Annotated in this window: 25 protein-coding genes; 14 read left to right on the forward strand and 11 right to left on the reverse strand. The window is 50.6% G+C overall.

All coding sequences use genetic code 11. From position 1 onward, the window contains the following. Genes WDN10_00810 through WDN10_00825 form a run of 4 tightly spaced genes read left to right on the forward strand, consistent with a single transcriptional unit; the run spans position 1 to position 4283 of the window. The gene (locus tag WDN10_00810) at positions 1–1113 is read left to right on the forward strand and encodes a glycosyltransferase (GenBank protein ID MEJ0053255.1); all 1113 of its coding nucleotides are present in this window, start codon (positions 1–3) and stop codon (positions 1111–1113) included. Then, positions 1110–2192: a glycosyltransferase gene (locus WDN10_00815; GenBank protein ID MEJ0053256.1), complete on the forward strand. Its 1083-nt coding sequence runs from the start codon at positions 1110–1112 to the stop codon at positions 2190–2192. The genes WDN10_00810 and WDN10_00815 overlap by 4 nt, the downstream gene beginning before the upstream one ends. Beyond that, on the forward strand, positions 2179–3015 hold the full coding sequence (locus WDN10_00820; GenBank protein ID MEJ0053257.1) for a glycosyltransferase: 837 nt from the start codon (positions 2179–2181) through the stop codon (positions 3013–3015). Before WDN10_00815 ends, WDN10_00820 begins: the two co-directional genes overlap by 14 nt. Further along, positions 3006–4283 (forward strand): oligosaccharide flippase family protein, encoded by a 1278-nt coding sequence (locus WDN10_00825; GenBank protein ID MEJ0053258.1) that lies wholly within the window; start codon positions 3006–3008, stop codon positions 4281–4283. Before WDN10_00820 ends, WDN10_00825 begins: the two co-directional genes overlap by 10 nt. Here WDN10_00825 and WDN10_00830 read toward each other — a convergent pair. Both WDN10_00830 and WDN10_00835 read right to left on the reverse strand, forming a co-directional pair. After that, entirely contained in the window at positions 4240–5793 is a 1554-nt protein-coding gene (locus tag WDN10_00830) for a glycosyltransferase family 39 protein (protein MEJ0053259.1), read from the reverse strand. The two genes, WDN10_00825 and WDN10_00830, sit on opposite strands and share 44 nt — an antisense overlap. 664 nt (positions 5794–6457) lie before the next feature. Continuing rightward, the gene (locus WDN10_00835) at positions 6458–7561 is read right to left on the reverse strand and encodes a hypothetical protein (protein ID MEJ0053260.1); all 1104 of its coding nucleotides are present in this window, start codon (positions 7559–7561) and stop codon (positions 6458–6460) included. A 199-nt stretch (positions 7562–7760) separates the two neighbouring features. On the opposite strand from WDN10_00835, the gene WDN10_00840 reads away from it, so the two are divergent. The 3 genes from WDN10_00840 to WDN10_00850 all read left to right on the forward strand — a co-directional run bounded on the left by WDN10_00840 (position 7761) and on the right by WDN10_00850 (position 8939). Further along, on the forward strand, positions 7761–7994 hold the full coding sequence (locus tag WDN10_00840) for a hypothetical protein (protein MEJ0053261.1): 234 nt from the start codon (positions 7761–7763) through the stop codon (positions 7992–7994). Further along, positions 7969–8610 carry a Fic family protein gene (locus tag WDN10_00845; GenBank protein ID MEJ0053262.1) on the forward strand — a complete coding sequence of 214 codons (642 nt, stop codon included), beginning with the start codon at positions 7969–7971 and terminating at the stop codon, positions 8608–8610. Before WDN10_00840 ends, WDN10_00845 begins: the two co-directional genes overlap by 26 nt. Positions 8611–8705: 95 nt before the next feature. Continuing rightward, positions 8706–8939, forward strand: a complete 234-nt coding sequence (locus tag WDN10_00850; protein MEJ0053263.1) for a hypothetical protein — start codon at positions 8706–8708, stop codon at positions 8937–8939. A 136-nt stretch (positions 8940–9075) separates the two neighbouring features. On the opposite strand, the gene WDN10_00855 is transcribed toward WDN10_00850, so the two are convergent. Continuing rightward, a complete protein-coding gene (locus WDN10_00855; protein ID MEJ0053264.1) occupies positions 9076–10623 on the reverse strand; it encodes a glycosyltransferase family 39 protein in 1548 nt (515 codons plus the stop codon). A 70-nt stretch (positions 10624–10693) separates the two neighbouring features. On the opposite strand from WDN10_00855, the gene WDN10_00860 reads away from it, so the two are divergent. The 7 genes from WDN10_00860 (at position 10694) to WDN10_00890 (ending at position 15031) form a co-directional block, all read left to right on the forward strand. Beyond that, positions 10694–11224 carry a peptidoglycan-binding domain-containing protein gene (locus WDN10_00860; protein MEJ0053265.1) on the forward strand — a complete coding sequence of 177 codons (531 nt, stop codon included), beginning with the start codon at positions 10694–10696 and terminating at the stop codon, positions 11222–11224. A 74-nt stretch (positions 11225–11298) separates the two neighbouring features. Further along, the gene (locus tag WDN10_00865; protein MEJ0053266.1) at positions 11299–12306 is read left to right on the forward strand and encodes a CAP domain-containing protein; all 1008 of its coding nucleotides are present in this window, start codon (positions 11299–11301) and stop codon (positions 12304–12306) included. After that, positions 12303–12437, forward strand: coding sequence for a hypothetical protein (locus WDN10_00870; protein ID MEJ0053267.1), 135 nt, complete (start codon positions 12303–12305; stop codon positions 12435–12437). The genes WDN10_00865 and WDN10_00870 overlap by 4 nt, the downstream gene beginning before the upstream one ends. Before the next feature lie 49 nt (positions 12438–12486). Beyond that, on the forward strand, positions 12487–12858 hold the full coding sequence (locus tag WDN10_00875; protein MEJ0053268.1) for a hypothetical protein: 372 nt from the start codon (positions 12487–12489) through the stop codon (positions 12856–12858). Between the two features lie 12 nt (positions 12859–12870). Beyond that, entirely contained in the window at positions 12871–13131 is a 261-nt protein-coding gene (locus WDN10_00880; protein MEJ0053269.1) for a hypothetical protein, read from the forward strand. 63 nt (positions 13132–13194) lie between these two features. Continuing rightward, complete coding sequence (locus WDN10_00885; GenBank protein ID MEJ0053270.1) at positions 13195–13773, forward strand: LexA family transcriptional regulator; 579 nt, start codon at positions 13195–13197, stop codon at positions 13771–13773. A 4-nt stretch (positions 13774–13777) separates the two neighbouring features. Further along, entirely contained in the window at positions 13778–15031 is a 1254-nt protein-coding gene (locus WDN10_00890) for a DNA polymerase IV (protein MEJ0053271.1), read from the forward strand. 354 nt (positions 15032–15385) lie between these two features. Here WDN10_00890 and WDN10_00895 read toward each other — a convergent pair whose 3' ends face one another. From WDN10_00895 to WDN10_00930, 8 genes are all read right to left on the reverse strand, one after another. Then, positions 15386–15601, reverse strand: coding sequence for a cold shock domain-containing protein (locus WDN10_00895; protein MEJ0053272.1), 216 nt, complete (start codon positions 15599–15601; stop codon positions 15386–15388). A 128-nt stretch (positions 15602–15729) separates the two neighbouring features. Further along, a complete protein-coding gene (locus tag WDN10_00900) occupies positions 15730–15963 on the reverse strand; it encodes a hypothetical protein (GenBank protein MEJ0053273.1) in 234 nt (77 codons plus the stop codon). 97 nt (positions 15964–16060) lie between these two features. Continuing rightward, positions 16061–16468 (reverse strand): winged helix-turn-helix transcriptional regulator, encoded by a 408-nt coding sequence (locus tag WDN10_00905; GenBank protein MEJ0053274.1) that lies wholly within the window; start codon positions 16466–16468, stop codon positions 16061–16063. A 335-nt stretch (positions 16469–16803) separates the two neighbouring features. After that, positions 16804–18519 carry a recombinase family protein gene (locus WDN10_00910; protein ID MEJ0053275.1) on the reverse strand — a complete coding sequence of 572 codons (1716 nt, stop codon included), beginning with the start codon at positions 18517–18519 and terminating at the stop codon, positions 16804–16806. 218 nt (positions 18520–18737) lie between these two features. Continuing rightward, a complete protein-coding gene (locus tag WDN10_00915; protein ID MEJ0053276.1) occupies positions 18738–19322 on the reverse strand; it encodes a hypothetical protein in 585 nt (194 codons plus the stop codon). Beyond that, the gene (locus WDN10_00920) at positions 19291–19500 is read right to left on the reverse strand and encodes a hypothetical protein (GenBank protein MEJ0053277.1); all 210 of its coding nucleotides are present in this window, start codon (positions 19498–19500) and stop codon (positions 19291–19293) included. The genes WDN10_00915 and WDN10_00920 overlap by 32 nt, the downstream gene beginning before the upstream one ends. A 5-nt stretch (positions 19501–19505) precedes the next feature. Next, on the reverse strand, positions 19506–19748 hold the full coding sequence (locus tag WDN10_00925) for a DUF5659 domain-containing protein (protein ID MEJ0053278.1): 243 nt from the start codon (positions 19746–19748) through the stop codon (positions 19506–19508). A gap of 149 nt (positions 19749–19897) precedes the next feature. Continuing rightward, positions 19898–20551, reverse strand: a complete 654-nt coding sequence (locus WDN10_00930) for a hypothetical protein (protein ID MEJ0053279.1) — start codon at positions 20549–20551, stop codon at positions 19898–19900. Positions 20552–20616 lie beyond the last annotated feature (65 nt).

The following is a 20616-nucleotide window of genomic DNA, read 5'->3' on the forward strand; positions in this document are numbered from 1 at the left end:
ATGAAACGCATCCTCGTCCTTAATTACGAATTCCCGCCGCTTGGAGGAGGCGGAGGAGTGGCGGCTAAAGTGCTTGCGAAGGGATTCATCCAGAACGGCTGCCAGGTCGACTACCTCACAAGCTCGTATACGGGCCTGAAGCGGTCCGAAGTCGTGGACGGTATTAACGTGTATCGCGTATACGTTCCCGGCCGCACCGGCCTTGCCACCGCAACGATGCTTTCGCTCGTTCTCTTTCCGTTCGCGGCATTTTGCCAGGGAGTCCGTCTCTGCCGGAAGAACCGCTACGCATTCATCAATACCCACTTCGCCGTCCCTACGGGCCCTCTCGGCTTCGCGCTCTCGAAGCTCTTCGGCATCAGGAATATCCTTTCGCTCCACGGCGGTGACATTTATGACCCGACGAAGAAAAGCTCGCCGCACCGAAGCGCGCTCATGCGAAGCGCGGTCCGGTTCGTCATGAACCATGCGGACCGGGTCGTTGCCCAGTCGTCAAATACGAAGGAGAACGCGATCAGGTACTATCATCCGAGGAAAGACATCGACATCATCCCGCTCCCGTATGAGCCGTTCGAGTTCAGTCCTGCTACACGGGCCGAACTGGGGCTTTCAGACGATCTGTTCTATACCGTGAGCGTGGGGAGGCTCGTGCCGCGCAAGGGCTTCGACTTCCTTATCAGGAGCATTGCGGAGATCAGGAACCCGAAGATACACGCGCTTATCATCGGCGACGGCCCGGAACGGGAGAACTTGCTTAAGCTTGCGCACGAGCTTGGCATCGGGGATCGTATACACTTAACGGGACAGGTGAGCGAGGAGAGGAAGTTTCAGTATCTCTCGAATGCGAACGTATATGTCCTCTCATCCGTGCATGAGGGCTTCGGTATAGTGCTTCAGGAGGCGATGCAGGTCGGGTTGCCGATTATTTCGACGGATACCGGGGGGCAACGAGACTTGATTCGCACTGAGAGCGATCTGACTATAATTTATAATGATACAAATGCATTGTCCGATCTTTTGAACATACATTTAAGACAATCTCTTTATAATAACACTAAAGTAAATATGCAGGACTTCTCTTTAATGAACATTGGTGCACGATACTTACAATGAAAGTCCTTCATCTCATAGATTCGTTAACATTCGGTGGGGCCGCTAGTTTGGTGAAAGATATTTTTGAATTTCAACCCGGCAATACCAATATTTATTTATACCCACTTCGTTTAAAAGGTAATGTCGTTGATATTGTGCATCCTAACGTAATTCCTACGACTTCTAAATTCAAATACTCACTTTTCCCGTTCTTTGATCTCTATAAAATTATTCGCCAGAACAATATCGATATATTGCACTGTCACCTTTTCAGATCACAGATGTGTGGATATATATTGAAAGTCTTCTGTTTTCAGCATCTAAAACTTATTTTCCATCGTCATGGAGCACCTAATGAATACTGGTTCGCATATGTCCTATTCTTACTCTGTAGTATCTCTCAGGTAGATTACTTTATAGCTATATCTAAAATGGCTCAAGGTTTTTTATTTGAAAGAGCTCATGTTCCTAAACGAAAGATTCAACTTCTGTATAACTTTGTTAATTTAAGTAAATTTGACGTATCCTCGGTCAACGTTTCTCAAGCACGAACCAAGCTCGCTTTAAAGAAAACTGATTTTGTAGTTGGCTTTGCGGCAAGAATAGTAGAAGCGAAAGGATGGAAAGAGTTTATAGGTAGCGCTGTCTTATTAAGGGAGGACAGAGACATTAAGTTTGTTATTGCGGGCGACGGTATTGATAGACCACAATTACTTTCTCAATTGGAGAGACAGCAGCTTGAAAAGCAGGTTATATATCTTGGGTATCAGTCAAATATGACTGACTTTTATGCTGTGTTGAACTGCTTTATAATTCCTTCTCATTTTGAAACAATGGGGCTTACAGAAATCGAAGCAATGGCGATGGAAGTGCCTGTTATAGCGTCGAATGTTCCAGGGCTGAATGAAATTATCGAGGATCGTAAAAATGGTTTGTTGTTCCCAAACAAAGACATAAAGGCACTGACTGATAAAATCCAGCTTTTACGAGACAACGCAACATTGCGGAAAGCTCTTATTGAGCAAGGAAGACGGGATTTACAAAAATACTCCTTGCCTGAGTATTTGAAACGATTAGACAATATCTATGCCCAAATCTAACATCTCTGCATATTTGGTTGTATATAACGAAGGCGAGAAAATAGAGGCTTGTTTGAAAAGTCTGCGTGACGTAGTTAATGAAATAATAGTCGTTCACGACGGTCCTTGTACAGATGATACGTTAATGATTTGTGCAAAGTATGAGTGTAAGATATTTACCCGAGAGCGACTCGGCAACGCAGAACCACATCGGCCTTTCGCAATTGCACAAAGCAACTATGACTGGGTTTTACAAATAGATGCTGATGAGAGATTATCGGAAGGCCTGCGCAGTGCATTAGGAGAATTGACAAACGATCCAGAAGTTGACGCATATACTTTCAGATGGGTTACAGATATAAACGGTACCAAATCTAATTGGCTTGTGAAGCGTATTCTATTCAGAAAGAGTAAAATGTATGCGGTGGGATTCCCTCATATTCAGGCAGAGACAAGAGGAAGCGAAAAAGATCTTAGTCTCGAATTATTGCATGACACAAAAGAATATAACTCCCCAACTCAGCTACTAAAGAAATACCTTCGCAAAGATAAGGAGTGGGGTAGGGTAAGCGCCTCCATATTAAATGGACCACTGAGTGCTATTCCAACATATAACTGCGTATTCCCGAGTAAAGACACGAAAGAGTCAGGCCGATTGCTTCTGATAAAACATCACCCGCTGTTATCAATCCTGAGCATACCCCTCTATGGACTACTCTATGGATACATCATAAAAGGCTCTTTTACACACGGGTATGTTGGATTTGTATTGAGTTGTCACACGCCCTTGCATTCATTTTATACTTGCTTGTTTTTGTTGAAGAGAAAATTTCCATGGCTCTAGCAAAGTTATACCTCGAACATAAGTCGACTATCCACAATCTCGGTTGGAGGATACTTCAAATCACGAGTCAACAGGGAATGGTTCTTTTTCTGTTCATCCTATGCGCCCGTTTTCTTTCTCCGATAGAATTCGGTTTCTATAATTATACACTGGCGATAGTATTATTCTTAGTAATGTTCGGGGATTTCGGTATTTCCTCGGCAACTTCCAAATATGTTGCTGAATATAATGTTACCAATAAAGAAAAATTGCGAGCCATACCTTTCAACGCCGGTATCACTGTTTTTGGGTTCGGATTGCTTACATCCATTATTGTTCTTATATTTGGCTCATTATACCTCGGCAATCATTTTGAGTCGGTCTTATATGTTTTACCTCTTGTTTTTCTTACCCCTCTCGTTTCGCTCTATGATGGTATATATCGCGGATTAAGACGTTTCCGCTCTTTAACTTTGATATCAGCTGTCATTGCCTGCCTTTTTGTACCACTAGCTTATTTTTTGGTAAAAACACAGGGTCTTTTAGGGGCGTTACTGGCGCAAGATGTGTTCTACTTCGTACTATTGGCAGGTCTCGTTATAGGCTATAGGGATTTTGCTTTCAAAATTAATTGGAAGGTAATTAAAATGATACTAAAGTACTCGGTTATTGTTGGAATTGGTAGTGTGGGATTCTTTTTCTTTGGAAAAATTGATACGATTTTCCTTGGTTCGTTTGGTTATATCAAAGATATCGGCTATATTGAGATCCTCAATAGGCTTTTTAGCATAGTTGGAACTCTTCCCCTTATTATAGCGAGCGTCATCGGCCCCACAATTGCGGGAATCCATAGTCGGAAGGAACATAAACTTTTGCTAATAAAGCTAAATAAATATATTGTACTCTCTTTAATTATTGCGCTGATTGGCAGTCTGGCCTTTTTGTTCTTTGGCAAGTACGTTATTCAGTTCGCTTTTCCTCAATATTACGATCAGACAATGATAAATATTATTCCTTTATATTCTTTACTACTGTTTAGTTACTTATGTGCAAGTATAGTGCCCTCGGGCTTTGCTGTATATACGGGCCACGCGAAGATAAGCGCTTATTTTCTTATTGGTTTCGGCATCTTGCATGTAATATTAAATTACGTTTTTCTCTCAGCTTTCGGTTTCTACGGACTTATATTCTCAATTCTACTGACCCGTATACCTTCTGACTTATTATTTATATTTTTTTATAAAACTATTCTTTCTCGAGAACAAACAGCCGAAACGGCTGCATATTAGGCACTTCCCTAAAGCCGACAGCTGACAGCTGATTATAGGTATTCTGTGTAATGTCTGAGGGCCACGGCCTGATAAAAACAACTACGCTAAAAGGCTCATTATTCATCAAATTCTCGAGATCCTGAATATTAATATAACTTGCGTCCAAGATGAAATGTTTGCCCGACTTTGCGTTAAAAACATTACCCAGCACATTTTTTTTTCCATAATTTCCAGCGTTTTCATTATAAAAGAAAATCTCTTCGTCGTACAAAATATATTTAATTGGCAATCCGTAATCGCCAATTTGAACCCCCATGTAATTTGGAATTACGATTGTGTCCTTAGGTAGAGCATTTTTAATAAAATTTGCTGGTTGCGAGAAATCTAAAGTTTTAGACCACATAACGTCTTGAGCGTTCAATATTCCTACCGAAAAAAGAGAGGTGGCAATAATTGTTCCAAAAGCAATTCGCTGCCCTAACGAAAGACCTTTAAAGAATTCAGTAACACTTAGTGCAATTGCCAAAGCCCAGATAGGAGATGTAATAAAAAAGTACCGATACCCAGCAGGTGTACCTGCTAGCATAATAGGAATGTAAGACACCACAAGCCATATTATGAGATAGATCAGTTTATTCTTAAGAAACTTATCTCTTGCATATAACAGCATCGCTATAATACCTGATAATGCAATCGTATTTACTAAAATGGTTGCTATATTACCCCATGAATAAGAATACGGATAAAAAACACTTTCTCTATAACTTGCCCACGGAGGAAGACCGCCGATTAAACCATGATAGTAGAAAGCGATGGCGTCAGCAGGATTGCCCTTATAAGCCAGTAGAGCGCACACAGGTAAGCCTAAAGAAATAAAGAAAAATACCTGATAAAACTCCCGCTTTCTATTTAAAATAACCCACAGAAAAGAAGTGAGGTAAGCCGTAAAAACAAACCAGATATTAGTGAGATTATTATCTAATAAGATAGCAAGCGCTACGGCAGATAGAATATATTTAAGTATCCTTTGCTGAATACAAACGATCAAAAATAAGAATAGATAAAATAATGCTACGCTAAAAATATATCCACGAACCTCGTTTTCCAATGTAAGTAGAAAGTAAGAAGTAGAGTAAATTAATAGTGCTAACAAGGCAGTCCTTGAATTTGTATACTTCTTTGCTAAAGAAAATAAAGGGTATAGTGCGCCAAGGTAAAATAAAAGATTTAAGAATCGACCAGCGTGCAAATAATTATGAGTTAATACATTTGCTATATGTAGAAAAAAGAAATAAATAAATCCGGATGATATAGGATTCTCTGATGGAAAATAAGGAAACGAACTAGTGCCATAAATGCTTGCGGTTTTAATCGATATCCATTCATCTAACCAAAAGGAATGAATAAAAGGCCATTGATAGACAACCATTCCTAAATTTATTACAAATATCGAAACAATAAGAACAATATATATAGGACTGTTATCCACTTTATCAATCACATGAGGATCTATTTTTATTTTATGCAAGAAAGACCTTTGGTATACAAGAATACCTGCACAAATGCCAATAAGAACTGCGTAATATGCTGAGTCTGGATTAGTTGTCTCAACAAAGCTAAATAATTTATTTAAATCTAAGAGAAGCAGAAAAGTTAAGCAGCTCCATAATGAGGTAATAGCTACAATAAAAACATATTTATCTAAGACTTTAGAGGTAAAACTACGATACCAATTAAGAAAAGCTGCGTAACTAGATACTATCCCACATGTTAATAGAAATGTTTTAGGAATAAACCAAGTAAAATCGAGTCCGAAACACGCAATGCAGAACAGTACTATTGAAATAGTAAGAAGAAAAGGCGTGAGAAAGCGAGTCTCAAGTACTTTAAGTAACCTGAATATTTTGCTTCTACTGAACATTTAGGTTAATCTTTGAAAGATTTGTAGATGTGCCACTCGCTATCGGTATACTCGTCTGTGACCCGCTTACCTGAGTTAAGTAACCATTCGTGTTGGTATCTTTCCGTACCGGAGAAAGCGGTATTCCTTTAAATGCGAAAATTCCAGCCCGTACATACGAGCCGGAACAGGTCCGTTGCTCCCGGAGAGGTTCTTGAAAAATACGTTTTTCCCGCCAATTAAACAAGTGTTTGTATATTCGCGTTCAAAACAGGCAAAAGGGCTCGATACCTCAAGCTTTTTTGCGTATTTTGACCAACACGGAATTTAACGTAGCTCCGCTTACCTCATATTTATATTTTGCATACTTATTAATCAAATTTAGTGGGCTGTAACCTATTTTATATAAACATCCACGATAGAAAGTGGCTGTCCCATGTCCAGCCTTACCGAAAGTTAAGTTTTGATGACCATTATAATCCTTCCAAATTGTACTGGTCTCTATATACGTTCTTCCAACTAGATTTTCATCAATATACAGTTCGATATAGGCGCTCGTGTCTGGAAAAGGAGAATACGTAGCGAAAGCGCTGTGCTTGCTATTAAAAAAATCTTCCTTAATTGGATAAGTAATAACATAAAATGGACCTTGTGCGTCGGTCATACGTCCCACTTGAAAAGATACCGTACTTTTATTTTGCAACAGCTCCCAATTATAATGCCCCACAATCTCCTGAAAACCCTGCGTCGGGTCCTCCGGCGTCCACTCGGCATACACCGTAAACGGTCCGTCTTCGAACATATCGGCAGATCCGGGAAGCTCGAGCTTGCTCTTCCCGTCGAAATACTCGCACCCGTCAAAGTGAAAGGAATCGCCGACAAGATCGCCCGGCGTACTCGTCGAGAAATCCCACGAATAATCCCAGTCCACCGAGTCCGGATCGAAATCAAGATGCGGCGGGATAACCTCGATGCCCGGTCCGCCTTCGACGGAAACCGTCACCCGCGCATTCTTAAGCGCAACGCCTGGATCGAACGTGGCCATGACAAGCCCGTTGAGCTCCCGATAGGGAATTCCGTTCTCGTCAACCTTCCGCTCGCTTAGCTGCCGGGAAGGCTCGAGGCGGAAAGGACCCGACGTATCGCCCGGAGAGCCCACTTCTATAGTAAAGTTCTTCGAGTACCCGAAGGGAAGGAAATTGACGTAGAGAACATAGAGAAGGAAAACGAGCGGGATGGCATACGCGGCAAAGGTCAGCCAGAACTCGAGAGTCCGGACGGCCCGCCGGAATCTCGCAGGAGTCTCTCTAATGAAGCGCGTAACTTCCGCAGCGGCCCTGTGAAGGGCCGCTGCCGCGTAGCTAGCTACGCGCTCGTATATGCCGTTTGCGTCCATGCAATGCATTTAGCCACGATTCTCCGATTTCTGCAATGCATCTCGTCCTTAATATCCCATATAATTGAGACCACACCAAAGATACCAGCGCAATATCCGAACTGCCGCTATCCCCACGATCATTGATTTTTCACTTGCGCGCGCTATACTGCAGTCATACATAGCTTCGTCCGCTTTCCACGGAACGGAGAAATAATGCATGAAAACGAACAACCGAAAGAGGGTTCCCGCCTCGGACGCGCTTATTTCAAAGCTGGTGCAGCTTGAGATAGAGATAAGCAAACTGCCCCGCCTTTCCCCGCTTGAGCAGGCGAAACTTAACAACGGACGCGCGATCGAGCATTTGTATTATTCCAGCAAGCTGGAAGGCAGCAGCCTCAGCGAAAAGAAAATAGAACACGCCATCTATGGCCGACGGATTTCGGCCGCCTAAAGACAAGGATGAGCTCGAAGACCGCGAAGTGCGCGGCTTCTGGAAAGCTATCGCGCTTTCAAAGAAAATCGGCGAGAGCAGGGAACGCATCACCCTCGATACTATATTGCGCATCCACCGGACCATGTTCGAGTCCGTAGCCCCGGCAATGGCCGGTCGTTTTCGCACTGCCGGGGAGGATATAAAGAAGTTGGAATGCCTGGAACCTCCTCCGGGGAGGGTTGTACAGGAAAAGATGTATGAATTCTGGAAAATCCTAGACGCGCAGTTGTCAGTACTCCCGTCGCATGCCAAAGGGAATACCGTCACGCAGACAAGAAAATGGAGGACCTCCGTTTTTGACACAGCGACTTGGACCCAGCATCAGGTTGCCGCAATACACCCGTTCTGCGACGGGAACGGCCGCATGTCCCGGCTCCTCACGAATCTTATACTCAGCAGATACGGGCTCCCTCCGAGCCAAGTTAAATATGAAGGTGAGGATAAGAAAATGTATCTGAGAGCGCTTTGCCAGATTGATCTCTATGGGGACTATGAGCCGCTCAAAAAACTCATCGTGCGGAGCGTCTACGAGGAGTACCGAAAAGAACGCATTTTGAGAAGGAGAAACGGTTAGCGGCGAATCTGCGAATTCACTCATCGCTTTTTATAAAAATCTTATACGCGGGATGCTATCACATTCCTCATACAAGGAACGATAACGACATCGACATGCTATCCACGTGCGGAAGATGCGGATCATTTTCATTCGAACGAAAGGGGCTTGAGCGCGAAACCGCGTTCGCGTTCGTTCAATGCGCGCGGTGCGGGGTTCCCGCGGGGCTTGCGCAGGAGCGGATTGACGGCGCGGACTCCGTAAGCGCGCTTGCCGTCAAACTCGACGGAATTACATCCGCTCTCGCCGCGCTTACGGAAGCCGTGCGGCAGCTTGAACAACGAAACTAACTCCGCCACTTGCGTGGCGGAGTTAGTCGGCGCTTGGCTACGGTGTATGTAGTAACCGTGGGAGAACTAGGTCCTCACAAGCGCTGATAACAAAATAAGCTCTCGGTCCAGAAAATACAAATACGCCGGGACCTGCCTAGAACCGATACACCCAGATTTCGGAATAAGAATTCGTCTTGCTGTAAAACACCTCCGTAAAATGCTCCCGGATATAGGCGGTTTCCTCCTCCGGAAGGCGGCCGGGGCTCAGGGCAAGCGTATCAAGGACGAGGTAGCCGCGCGAAGAGGAGGTGAGCGCCTGAAGCGGGGCGAGTCCGTCGAGCACCCTTGCTCCGACATAGGATTCGCGCCCGTCGGGGGAAACCGCCGCAGGATCGTCAAAACCCAGATAGTCATACCGCACCCAATAGCCGGGCTCGCCGAGGAATATCTTGGTGAATTGAGGGAGAGACGAGACGATCGCGTCTCCCGGGACGCGGTGCGACTTGATGTACGCGTACGCTCCCGTCCAGTCCGGCTGCGGCGTATAGGCGTAGTAGGGGCGGGCGGCGAGCGCCGCAGGATCGTCCGACTCGAGGAAGTAGAGGCTCTCGGGCTTCCATACGCCCGTACCCGAGGCAAAGAAGGCCAGAACAACGAGAAGCCCGATACTTATCTTCTGCCACCGCGGGCGCGCCAAGCTTATAAGATCGGAAGTCCCGAGCGCGGCGAGAATGAAGATGACGGGCGTGAGGTGGAAGAGGTAGCGGTAGTGCACGATGCCCGTCAGAAATCCGAGCGGAAGGAGATACGCGAGAAGGGCGAAGAGAAGGAGCCATACGCCGCGCCGGTCCTCCCGCGTTCGCGCAAGCGCGACCAGGGCAAGAAGGAGGAGCGGCCAATAGGAGCGGAGGTAGAAGCTCAGGTAGTAGGGAAGTTCGTAGTGGAAACTTATATGGCTCATAAGTCCTGCCAAGGAAGCGGGCGCGAACGCGCAGCCGACGGCACCCGCGCAGGCCAAGGCAAGCGCTGCGAATCCCGCCTCGCGAAGCCTAAAGAGTTTTCTAAGAATCCAGCGGTCAACCAGAAACCACGCGATAAAGATGCCCGGCAAAAGCCAGCCAAGGCCGTGCGTGAGAATCGCGAGGGCGGACAGAACGAAGGTGGCGGCGCCGTACATAACGCGCGATGCCCGGCTTCCGCCCGCATAGAGAAAGCGGTAGAAACACAGGAGCGCGAGCCAGAAGAACAGCTCGAAAAGCGTATACCAGCGAGCCTGCCGCGACCAGGCGATCTGGAAGTACGAAAGGGCGGTGAAGGCGGCTGCGGCAAGTCCCGCGAAGCGCCCGAACATGCCGGCTCCCGCGAGATACGCGACAAGAATGAAGGCCGTCCCGGCGATCGCGGCGAGGAGACGGTACGAGAACGGGCCGTCTCCGAATTCCTGCGCGATAACGGCGGTCGGGTAGCAGTACGTAGGACAGGAGTACTGCTTGCCCGAATCGAGCACGGTCGAGCCGTGCTCCTTTACGGAAAGCACGGCATTTATCGTGTACCCTTCGTCCATCCAGTAGGATTGCGCGGAGAGGCCGTAGAAACGAAAGAAAGCCCCCGCGAGAATAAGGACCGGAAGGAGCGAGAGGACGAGCCAGGCCGCGCAGCCGTTACCCCCAGCCCGAAACCCCGGATGCCTTGCGTTCTTCATGGGATTGTGCAATACTCGATCACGACAGTATAGGGGGAATATTATCGGATCGCAATTTATTTTATTTCGCATGAAAAGCTTTTCAATCAAGAAATCGGCCGTTCTCGCGACGCTCGTCCTCGTGCTTTCGAGCGTCGGGTTCGGCACGGCCTTCGGCTACGGCAGGAGCGGCCAGAGCGTGCGCGTCCAGCTTCAGCCTACGGTCACGACGACGACCGGCGGCCAGGTGCTCGGCGCATCCGCCTTCAACTTCTCGACCGATCTCACGGTCGGCTCGACCGGGGATGCGGTCACCGCGCTCCAGGAAACCCTTATCGCGGACATCTATCTCAAAATAGACGCCCCGACCGGATACTTCGGGCCGATGACGCTCGCGGCAGTGAAACTCTGGCAGGCGGCGCACGGCGTTCCGGCAACAGGCTATGTAGGGCCGCTGACCCGCGCAGCTCTCAATTCCGGCAGCCTTCCGACTGCCTCTGACGAAACGAAGGCAATGGCTTCGGTTGAAGCAAAGGCACAGCTTGCGAAAGCTCTCGAGCAGCTTGCGAAACTCCAGGCCGCCTATGACGCGGCAGTAAAGGCAGGCACCCTTAAGCCGTAAAGAGCAGGGAAGTTATCCCCTCCCGAAAGCGCCCGCTTGTAAAGCGGGCGCTTTCGTGTCATGCTTATGCCAACATGGCGAGCCCCCGAAAGCCCTGGTGGAAACACCTCAAGCATACGTTCGTCGCTTCGGTCGAGAACGACCGCCATCCGCATCTCCTCAGGCGCGAAGCGGTGCTTGGCGTCCTCATCCTCGCCATTCTTATCGAGGGAGCGGTGTTCGCCCAGGAATTCATCACGTTCAGGCAAAGCGACTATCTCGCAAGCGTCCTTCCGGGGGTCGTGACCGCGCTTACGAACGATGCCCGCAGCGAAAGCCATCTCGCCGTTCTCACGCCCGACCCCGGGCTTGCCCGCGCGGCGCAGGCCAAGGCCGACGACATGTCCGCCAAGGGCTATTTCTCGCATGTGAGCCCCGACGGGACGCTCCCGTGGCACTGGTTTACGGCCGCAGGCTACGACTATACCTATGCCGGGGAAAACCTCGCGGTCAACTTCGGCGACTCCGAGCAGCTCGTCGACGCCTGGCTCGCTTCGCCCGCGCACCGCGCGAACATCCTTGGCACCCACTTTACGTCGATCGGCATCGGGATGGCGACCGGCACCTATGAGGGCAAGTCCACGCTCTTCGTCGTGGAATTCTTCGCAAAGCCCGCAGGCGGCGCGAAACTTGCGGCACAGCCTGCTCCGACGGCTCTCAAAGCCCCGGAGATCGCGAAAGCGACAGCAGTCCCCGCTACGGTTCCGGTCGTGACGGAAAAGGGAGGCGCGACGGAACCGGTCGTTCTTGGCGTGCAGGACGAACGCGTTTCCCCGGTTGCCGCAGTCCTCGCCTCGCCGCTTAAGTTCTCCGCTTACGCGTTCGGCGCGATCATCCTCGCCTTTCTCCTTGCGATCGGGCTCGGGCTCGTATTCCACCTTAAGCTCCCGCGCTTTAGCGCCCTTACCGCGGGTCTCGTCGTGATAGCGGTGATGCTCGGTCTTGGGCTTCTCAACCGGAGCCTGGCATTCCCTCCGCTTGAAATCCCGGCTGATGCGGCAAGCGCGAATGTCCTTACCGGACTCACCCTGCCTTCGCCATGAAGCTCACCTACGGACAGTCCCGAAGCGCGCGTCCCTGGATCAGGGAATTCTTCCATTTCACGGGCGGCTTTACGCTTATCCTCGGGAGCGCCCTGGTGCTGCTGTTTGTGATCCAGTCGGTATTGGAATAATCCGGGCTTTCCCTACAAATTCATCCTTGCATGCGATAAGATGAAAACCATGAACACCAGAGAATCGACCATCAAAGAATACCGGTCCAGGCTGCCGCAAAGGATAAAGGTATCGATCGAATCCTCGGAAGAGGGGCTCTGGGCGCGCATTTCCGCGGACGACGGGTCTTTGGAGCACTGCTACACGCAGGCGGCTAATATAACCGAACTCGTTCCGATGGTGAACGACGCGGTGCAGACGCACTTCGAGGTTCCCGAAGAATTCAGGAGCGAGGTAGGCTACTATTCTCCCTTGTCCGACACCCACATACAACTTGAAGACATGTTCCGAAAGCTCGTATCCATGGAACGGCAGGCAAGCGCTACCGGAAAGAGCGAAGCAATCCTTACCCTCAAGGATAACCAGCTTGAGGTTTGCTAAACCAGGGAGGATATGGCGAGGATCGGCAAACCGAAGCTCGCGGCCTGTACTCCCGAGGATGTGTTCAGGGCCTTGCGAAAGATTGGCGGGTTTGAAATCAGGTACAGCGGCAGCAAGCATACGAAAGCAGTACATCTTGTTTCCGGCAAGTGCGCCACAATTCCAAGGCATGCCATAGTCAACAAATTCCTGTTGCGGGATTTCGTGGGAGATTTTCTGGTGCGCAATATCGGTCTTGCGGAGGAGGATATCTATAAGCACCTGTGGTGCTAGCCGAAACGCGTGCGGAGGAGTTATCCACTTGCCGGTGAACCGTGGTTCACCTATCATGTATGCATGAGCGACTACCGCGCGCAGAAGGAGAAAGTCGTCGCTTTCTACGAGCAGCACTATCGCCTCCCGGGATACGGAGAACTTATGAAGCTCGCGCGGTTCAAGTCGAAGAACGCCGCGTATAAGCTGATCGGCAAGCTCGTCGAGGACGGCATCGTGGAGAAGGACGCGGGCGGCAAGCTCTCGCCCGGAGAGCGGCTCCGGAGTTCCGGCGTACGGCTTCTCGGCCTCATCGAAGCGGGCTTTCCGTCGCCCGCGGAAGAAGAGCTTCTCGATGTGATGGATTTCGACGAATACCTCACGCCCCGAAAAGAGTCGACCTATATCCTCAAGGTAAAGGGCGATTCCATGATCGACGCGGGGATCCGCCCGGGCGATCTGGTCGTCGTCGAGCGCCGGGCGACCTATAAGCCGGGGGAAATCGTCGTCGCCTCGATCGACGGCGAATACACGATGAAATACCTGCGGAAGAAGGGCGACGCGTACTATCTCGACCCCGCGAACGAAAAGTTCAAACCTATTTATCCGAAGGAAGCTTTGAGCATAGAGGCGGTGGTGACCGCGGTGGTGCGTAAATACTGACGGTATGGAGCGCGCTCTTGTCCGCGCCATTTTTCATGTCGACGGGGACGCGTTCTTCGCTTCCTGCGAGATCGCGAAGAATCCGGCGCTCAGGGGGAAGCCGGTTATCACGGGCAAGGAGCGCGGCATCGTCTCTTCCGCAAGCTATGAAGCCAAGCGGCTCGGCGTTACCCGCGGCGTTCCGCTCTCCCAGGTGCGGCGCATCTGCCCACAGGCGATCATTCTGTCTTCGGATTATGAGACGTATCAGATGTACTCGAAGCGCATGTACGCGATCGCGAGACGCTATACGCCCTTGGTCGAGGAATACGGAATCGACGAATGCTTCGGCGATCTCACGGGACTCGCTACACCCCCGGAGGAAGCGGTCCGCAGGATGCGGGAGGATCTGAAGCGGGAACTCAACATGACGTTCTCGGTCGGCCTTGGTCCGACCAAAGTTCTTGCGAAGCTCGGCTCAAAGCACAAGAAGCCCGACGGCTTCACGGTCGTGACGCCGGAGAACGTACCGGAGCTTCTTTCGAAGACGCCCCTTCGGAGGGTCTGGGGTATAGGGCCGAACATCGCGGCGAAGCTCGAAGGGGAAGGGCTTCATACCGCGCTCGATCTCGCGAATATGTCCGGGGCATGGGTTCGCGCCCGCTTCGCGAAGCCCGTACTCGAGCTGTGGCAGGAACTGCGGGGCGAATCCGTCATGCCGCTTTCGTGCGGCGCGGATACGGCCCCGCATTCGATACAGGTGACGCGCACGTTCGCGCCCCGGCAGGGTGCGGAGTATCTGCGGTCCGCGCTTTCGAAGAATATCGAGAATGCGTGCTCGAAGGCGCGGAGGAAAAAGCTTATCGCGGGAGAAGTTTCCTTTTTTCTCAAGACCCAGAGCTTCCGGTATGCGGGGACGCATTTCAAGCTTGGGGAAGCGACCGCGGCACCCCAGGAAGTCATCGCCGCCGTATTCGAACGTTTCCCGGAGTTGTTCCGGGAGGGCTCCCTCTACCGGGCCACCGGCGTGACGCTCTACGGGCTCGAGAAGGCGGAAAAGCCGCAGCTTGCGCTCTTTAGCGAACCGGGGGCCATGAACCGCTTCGGCGGGCTGTATAAGAGCGTGGACGCGCTTGCGAGGCGCTTCGGCCCCGGCACCGTCTATCTCGGTTCAAGCGCGGCGGCGCTTGAAGGCAAGGGGAACCCACAGGAAGGCCTCTTTAGCGGCGCATACGGCGCGAAACGCCTGCCGGTGCCGTATCTGGGAGAAGTGGGGTAAAAGAAAAGTTGACGGGAACGACGGGAGCCGATAGTGTCGTATTAGGCCGCACACCGTGGGAGAATTCAAATGAGCGGAGCAAACAAGCGCCGGAAGGCGAATCGCAAGAAGGGTCCGGGTAGCAGGCCCTCAAGAAAAGACAAAGCCGCGAAACGCGAAAAAGCCAGACTGCGGCGACAGCTGCCTATCGATTGGGGAAGACCGCTGTATCCCTCAGTCTACAACCGATTTTATTGATGGGAGATTTTGAAAGCCGGTTCGCAACGAATGTTGCGAACCGGCTGAATGTATCCGGCGGCAAACACAACGTCCCGGCAAATGCCGGGACGTTGTGTTTGCGTTACTGACGAAGATTTATGCGGTTGCTTCGACTTTGCTCACATTGACCGCGTTCGGTCCCTTCGGGCTTTCGCCGACTTCGAAAGAGACGGTGTCTCCTTCCTCAAGCTCGGGGAAGGTGATTCCCTGAACTTCGTTGGCGTGGAAGAAGAGGTCCTTCTCCATGCCTTCTGCTTTGATAAACCCGAAGCCTTTCTCCTTGACGAGGCGGGCGATGATTCCTGTCTGCATACGATGGTGGTTTAGATGGATAGCGCACAAGCACGCGAATAAGATATCAATTCCAGTAAGCTGAAGATCGACACCCTCTTCCGCACCCTTCACTCAGCGCCAGGTTGACTCCTCAAGTATAGCACGCTTTAGGAAACGGCGCTTTCACGGGGAAGCCAGTCAATGATCTTCTTCCGGTGGAGGTCCAGGGACCAGAGATCGCCGTGCTTAAAAAGGGAGGCGTTCGACTCCTTGAACTTCCGCAGAAGGGCGGTGGTTGCGCGCGGAAAGCTCTCCGGCATGTCCCTATTGTATGACTTCAGGAAGTCGGCAAGAGGCACCAGCATCTCGCTTATCTTCGCCTCCTCGCCGTATTTCCTCATTGGGGCTGATAATACCATATGAGAGGGGAAAAGAAAAGCCGCCTTCCCGCACGAGACGGGAAGACTGAGCTTCTCGTTCGCGCGGATAGGCGGCGGATCACTGGTTGGATTGGAAGGCGCCGACGAGCCGAACAATCCGCCTGGCGGCGAATTCGCCAGAAGACGTCAGGGTGAGGATCGAGAACTTGGGACTGGCGGGGTCTTTCTTCGCCGTCAGCAATTTCTGGCCACGCCCGCCGAGTTCACGCACCATGGTATTCAAGGTCGAATCGTCGGTTCCCGTGAGCTTCGCCAGACGGGCCTGGGAAATACCGGGGTGCGCCAGCAGGCACGTAAGCACGACACACTGTCGCGCTGGCGTTCCCTGCATACCTATGCGGTCCGCAATAGCTTTCTTTGCCTCCCTGAATTTGTGCGTTGCTCGAACGAATTCCATCAAGAGCGACTCTTCTGCGGTTTCCGACGCGGTCCGCGCAAGATGAATCACTATCATTCTCTTGGCCATGGCATCCTCTTCGCTACATGTTGCACCAACTAGACTGCTCGGATTCTAGGCCGAACCCTGCTTGCCGTCAAGCAGCAGCCCGAACCGTGTTATTGCCGAATCTTCCTTTTCCGCTAGAATGCAGAAGTCCCGCATGCGGGGCACAAACATTCCGCGGTAGCTCAATGGTAGAGCAGCTCCCTGTGGCAAACGCAGCTTCCAAAGGAAACTTTGGTCGAAGAACGAGGTGAATTCGGGGAACCCCGAGCGAGAAATCGCGGGCAATCCCGAGCCAAGTCCCGAATGTCGGGAAAGGTGTAGAGACTATCTCGCAAGAGAGTACTTGGAAAGACGGATTAATCTTTGTCTTTCCCGGGAAGCGCCTCGCACCCTTCGGGGTGATGATATAGTCCATCCCTGCCAGTAATGGAAGGAGCGATGTAAGGAGTTGGTTCCAGGTTCGAGTCCTGGCCGCGGAGCCAGATAGGATTAACATCAGCGAAAGCTGGTGTTTTTCCTTTATTGACGGGCTTTTTTGGCGGTTCGAAAGTTCTTTTTTCGTCTGTTTTTTCTCCCATCATCTGCATGACACGGTCGGAGATGATTTTGAAGGCTTTATGGTATGAAATCTCCACTTTCTTGCCGTTTATCGTCGAGTTCGAAAATAACAGCGACATCAAAAGCTTCTTGTCGTCGACCATCTCGAGCGTGCTCCGGTTTACGTAAATCTTCCGCGCCTCCTTGGCCATCTGCAAGAAAGTCGATCCCATGTCGAAGTACTTGAGATTAGCGTTCTTGTGCTTATTGAGGCTATCCATCACTTCTTCCTGCTCGAGCTTGTACTGCGCGTACTTTTTCTGATAGAAGTCCTCGCTTATTTTGCCGTCGATCTTATCGTCATATATTTTGTCGAGCCGTTGCGTCGCCGTCTGATATCGTCGCTCCAGCTCGCCGGTTGCCTTTTCCCTGAATTCTATTTCCTCGCTATGGCTTTCCTTGAGTGCTTCCTGAACCCAGGTGAGCATATGCTCGATGGCCTCGTCATGCTTCGAGCTTAACTGCTCGATATTTTCCATCACTTGCTCGTCGACCTGCTCCTGCCGGACATATTCTTTCTGCGTGCAGTTTTTATAGTGATTGCAGTGGCCATACCAATGGCCTTTCTGTATCTCCCACGTTACGCGGCCCTTGCACTCCTCGCACCGAAACACGTTTTTGAAAAGCGAGTTGTGCTTGTTGTATCTCGGCGTGCCGTTGCTGTGCATGATGTCTTGGCACCGCATGAATAATTCTTTGGTGATAAGCGGCTCATGTCCGCCCTGGGCGACTTTGCCGTTCCAGCGGTTCATGCCGTAGTAGAACGGATCGCCAAGAAGCTGATGCACGCGCGAGTGACTTACCTTGTTGCCTCCGCGCGAGCGCATGCCGAGCTTGTACATCTCATCGGCCAGTTTCTTGGTCGAGTGTATATTCGTGGCATAGAGTTCGAACATTCTTTTGACGATCGGTGCCTTATCCGGATCGAGCACGTGGATTTTGTGTCCCTTCTCGCCGACGGTTTTGTAGCCGAGCGGCGGCTTGCTCGGCAGCCAGCCTTGCGCGAGCTTTTCTTTCTGGCCTTTCTTCACGTTCTCGGAAAGGAGTCGGATGTAGTACTCGGCCGTGGCTACTTTGACGCGCCACATAAACCACTCGTGCGACTTGGAGTCCTTGTGGAGCGTACAGCTCTCTTTGACGAGGTGGATGGTGTGCTTTTCATCGGCCAGTATCCACTCGTCGATGACCGGCACGTCGGCAAAGTTGCGCGTGAGGCGGTCGGTCGTCTCGACGAAGATCGTGTTGATCTTCGTCTTGGTCACGTATTCGAGCATCTCGTGGAATATCTTGCGCTGGATTTTGCCAGCCGCCGATTCCTGGATGGCGAATACCTTGACCATCTCGTAGCCGTTGCGATCGGCATAGTCGTGCAAGAGCTTTTCCTGCGCCGGAAGCGAGTAACCGGTATCCTCCTGATCCTTGGATGACACGCGGGCGTACCCCACGGCTCGCAATGGTTGATTTTCTTGATTCATTGTCATGGTCATAATTGCTAATAATTTGTTGGTTCGAATTCGACGTTCGGTACCAGACACACCATATGCCTATTCGTTTGCGCTGCTAAGCCCGAGTTACCCACATTCCACCAGTCTTTTGCTCGAAACGTTGGGTTTTGTTGGCTTTTGTTGGGTATTTGCAGCATTTTCCGGTGGCTACTGGTGGGTTCCGGTGACTCAAAAACGGTTAAATAAGGTCAGTTGCGGTTAAATGACGACCGGCCTTTCATCGTCATTTTTGCTACCAGCTTGGCTTTCATGTCGTTGATCTTCTTGAGGTTCGCGCCGTTAACTTCTTTATAATTTTCTTTAATTTCTTTTGAACCCTTAGCTTCTCTATCTTCTCCGTGCGATGCGGTATGCGCCGCGTGCCGGCCGGCATTTCGTGCAGATCGGCCGCCATCCTGCGCCAGATGTAGGACGGAAAGCAAGGTGATGCTTCGTGGCTTGAACTTGGCATCCGCGCCACGCACTTTCGTGGTCACGATAAATGCCCACGCTTCGAGCGTGTCGAGACATTTCTTGATCGTGCGCCAGTCTTTGAGGCCACAGTAAAGCAAGAGCGTCCGGTTCGACGCCTCGATGGTTTGGCTCGCTTTGTTCGATGCGATCTCAGTCAGAGCGCAGTAGACATTCCGCAGATTGCGGTACGCATCATCGCTTACGCGCTTGTCGATCCATTCCTGTCGCATGTACCGCAAAGCCGGCTTGTCTTGATAGGCAAACGGAGCTTCGCGGTAGTCTCGGACCTTATGCTTTTGTTCGCTTTGGTTTGGTGTCATACGGTTCGATGAGCGTGCGGCCGCTCGTGATGTCCTCGAGGTAAAACCGCGACAGCGCGTCGTAGTACCTCACCAGATTGAAGGCGATGTCGTGCAGGTCTTGGTCGTTTACGTCCAAGCCAAAGTCATGCTTCAGGATCGCACGGAGCTTCTCCAGCGTTTCCGGTTTGATTTTCACAGGTCTTAGTCCTCGGCATAAATCCGTACTTTGACCTGTTTGAGCTGGTTGAAGAACGCCTGCGGTTCGACCGCAAGCTCGCGATTCCAGTATCGCTTCACCAGAGAATCCAGGTCAGGGCTCTTGCCGAAACAAAAGAGCACCTTGTGCGGATTTCCCCGATCCACGACCTCCAGAGAATCAGGAATGAATAATAAAAGCACCGCGACCAATGCCAGGTCGGCGGTTTTGTAATAATTGTTTTGCATGTGGCATTTTCATTGTCATTAACGTCCTCTCACACGCATTCATTGTGGCAATTTGGCATACGCTTCTGGAATACTGCGAGCGTGTAGTCAGACACGAAAAAAGCAGCCATTTTGCTGCTTGTCGCTCCCACTTATTAACTACATCAGAGCTACACCTCTTTTATTTTGTATTCCGGATTGAGTTTGTATCCGTTTACGGCGCGGCCAACGATAAAGCTGTCGATGCCGAGCGCGTAGCGCACCTTGCGGTTGATCATGAGCTTCGCGTTGTGGAGCGACTTGCGGTTCTTGCTTCCGGTCAATCCTACAAGCTCGTCCGTTGGCACATACCCCTTTCGTTCAAGAAGGACCCGTACGATTTTCTGCCGTTGCTTTTCCGTACCCATCGAGTAGCAATGCTTAGCTTTCGGCTCGCGGTACAGGTCGCCATCTTTTGAAAAGTAAACGGTCTTTTTACTATCTGCCGGCTTGGTTCGCTTGCCGGCAAGGCCGTATGCCGCGCCTTCGGCCGTGAGCTTCGCCACGCTTGTTTCCAAGTCCGCGATTTTGCCAAGCGCAGCCAGATACGCTCGTGTCATTGCTTCTATGCTCCGGCTGTTTTGATTGAGCGCACCCACCAATGCTTGAATGGCCAGATCGTCGGTCTTTACCAGTTCGGCCGGCCGCTCGATGTCCGCAAAGTCCCTGAGCGCGGATCGCAGTTCGCCGGTAATCGCAGAGGTAGAAAAGCGATAAGCATTCGCCATACCGACAGACCGGTTCGTATTGAATTTGTACGTCTTGGCCAATGTGGCCTTTTTCATCTTCATAATCATCTTTAAGCCGTATTGCTTATTCTGGATAAGCTACTTGTGCTTAAGCTTAGTAT

Source organism: bacterium (assembly GCA_037200965.1).
Lineage (GTDB): Bacteria > Patescibacteriota > Minisyncoccia > Phycocordibacterales > Phycocordibacteraceae > C7867-001.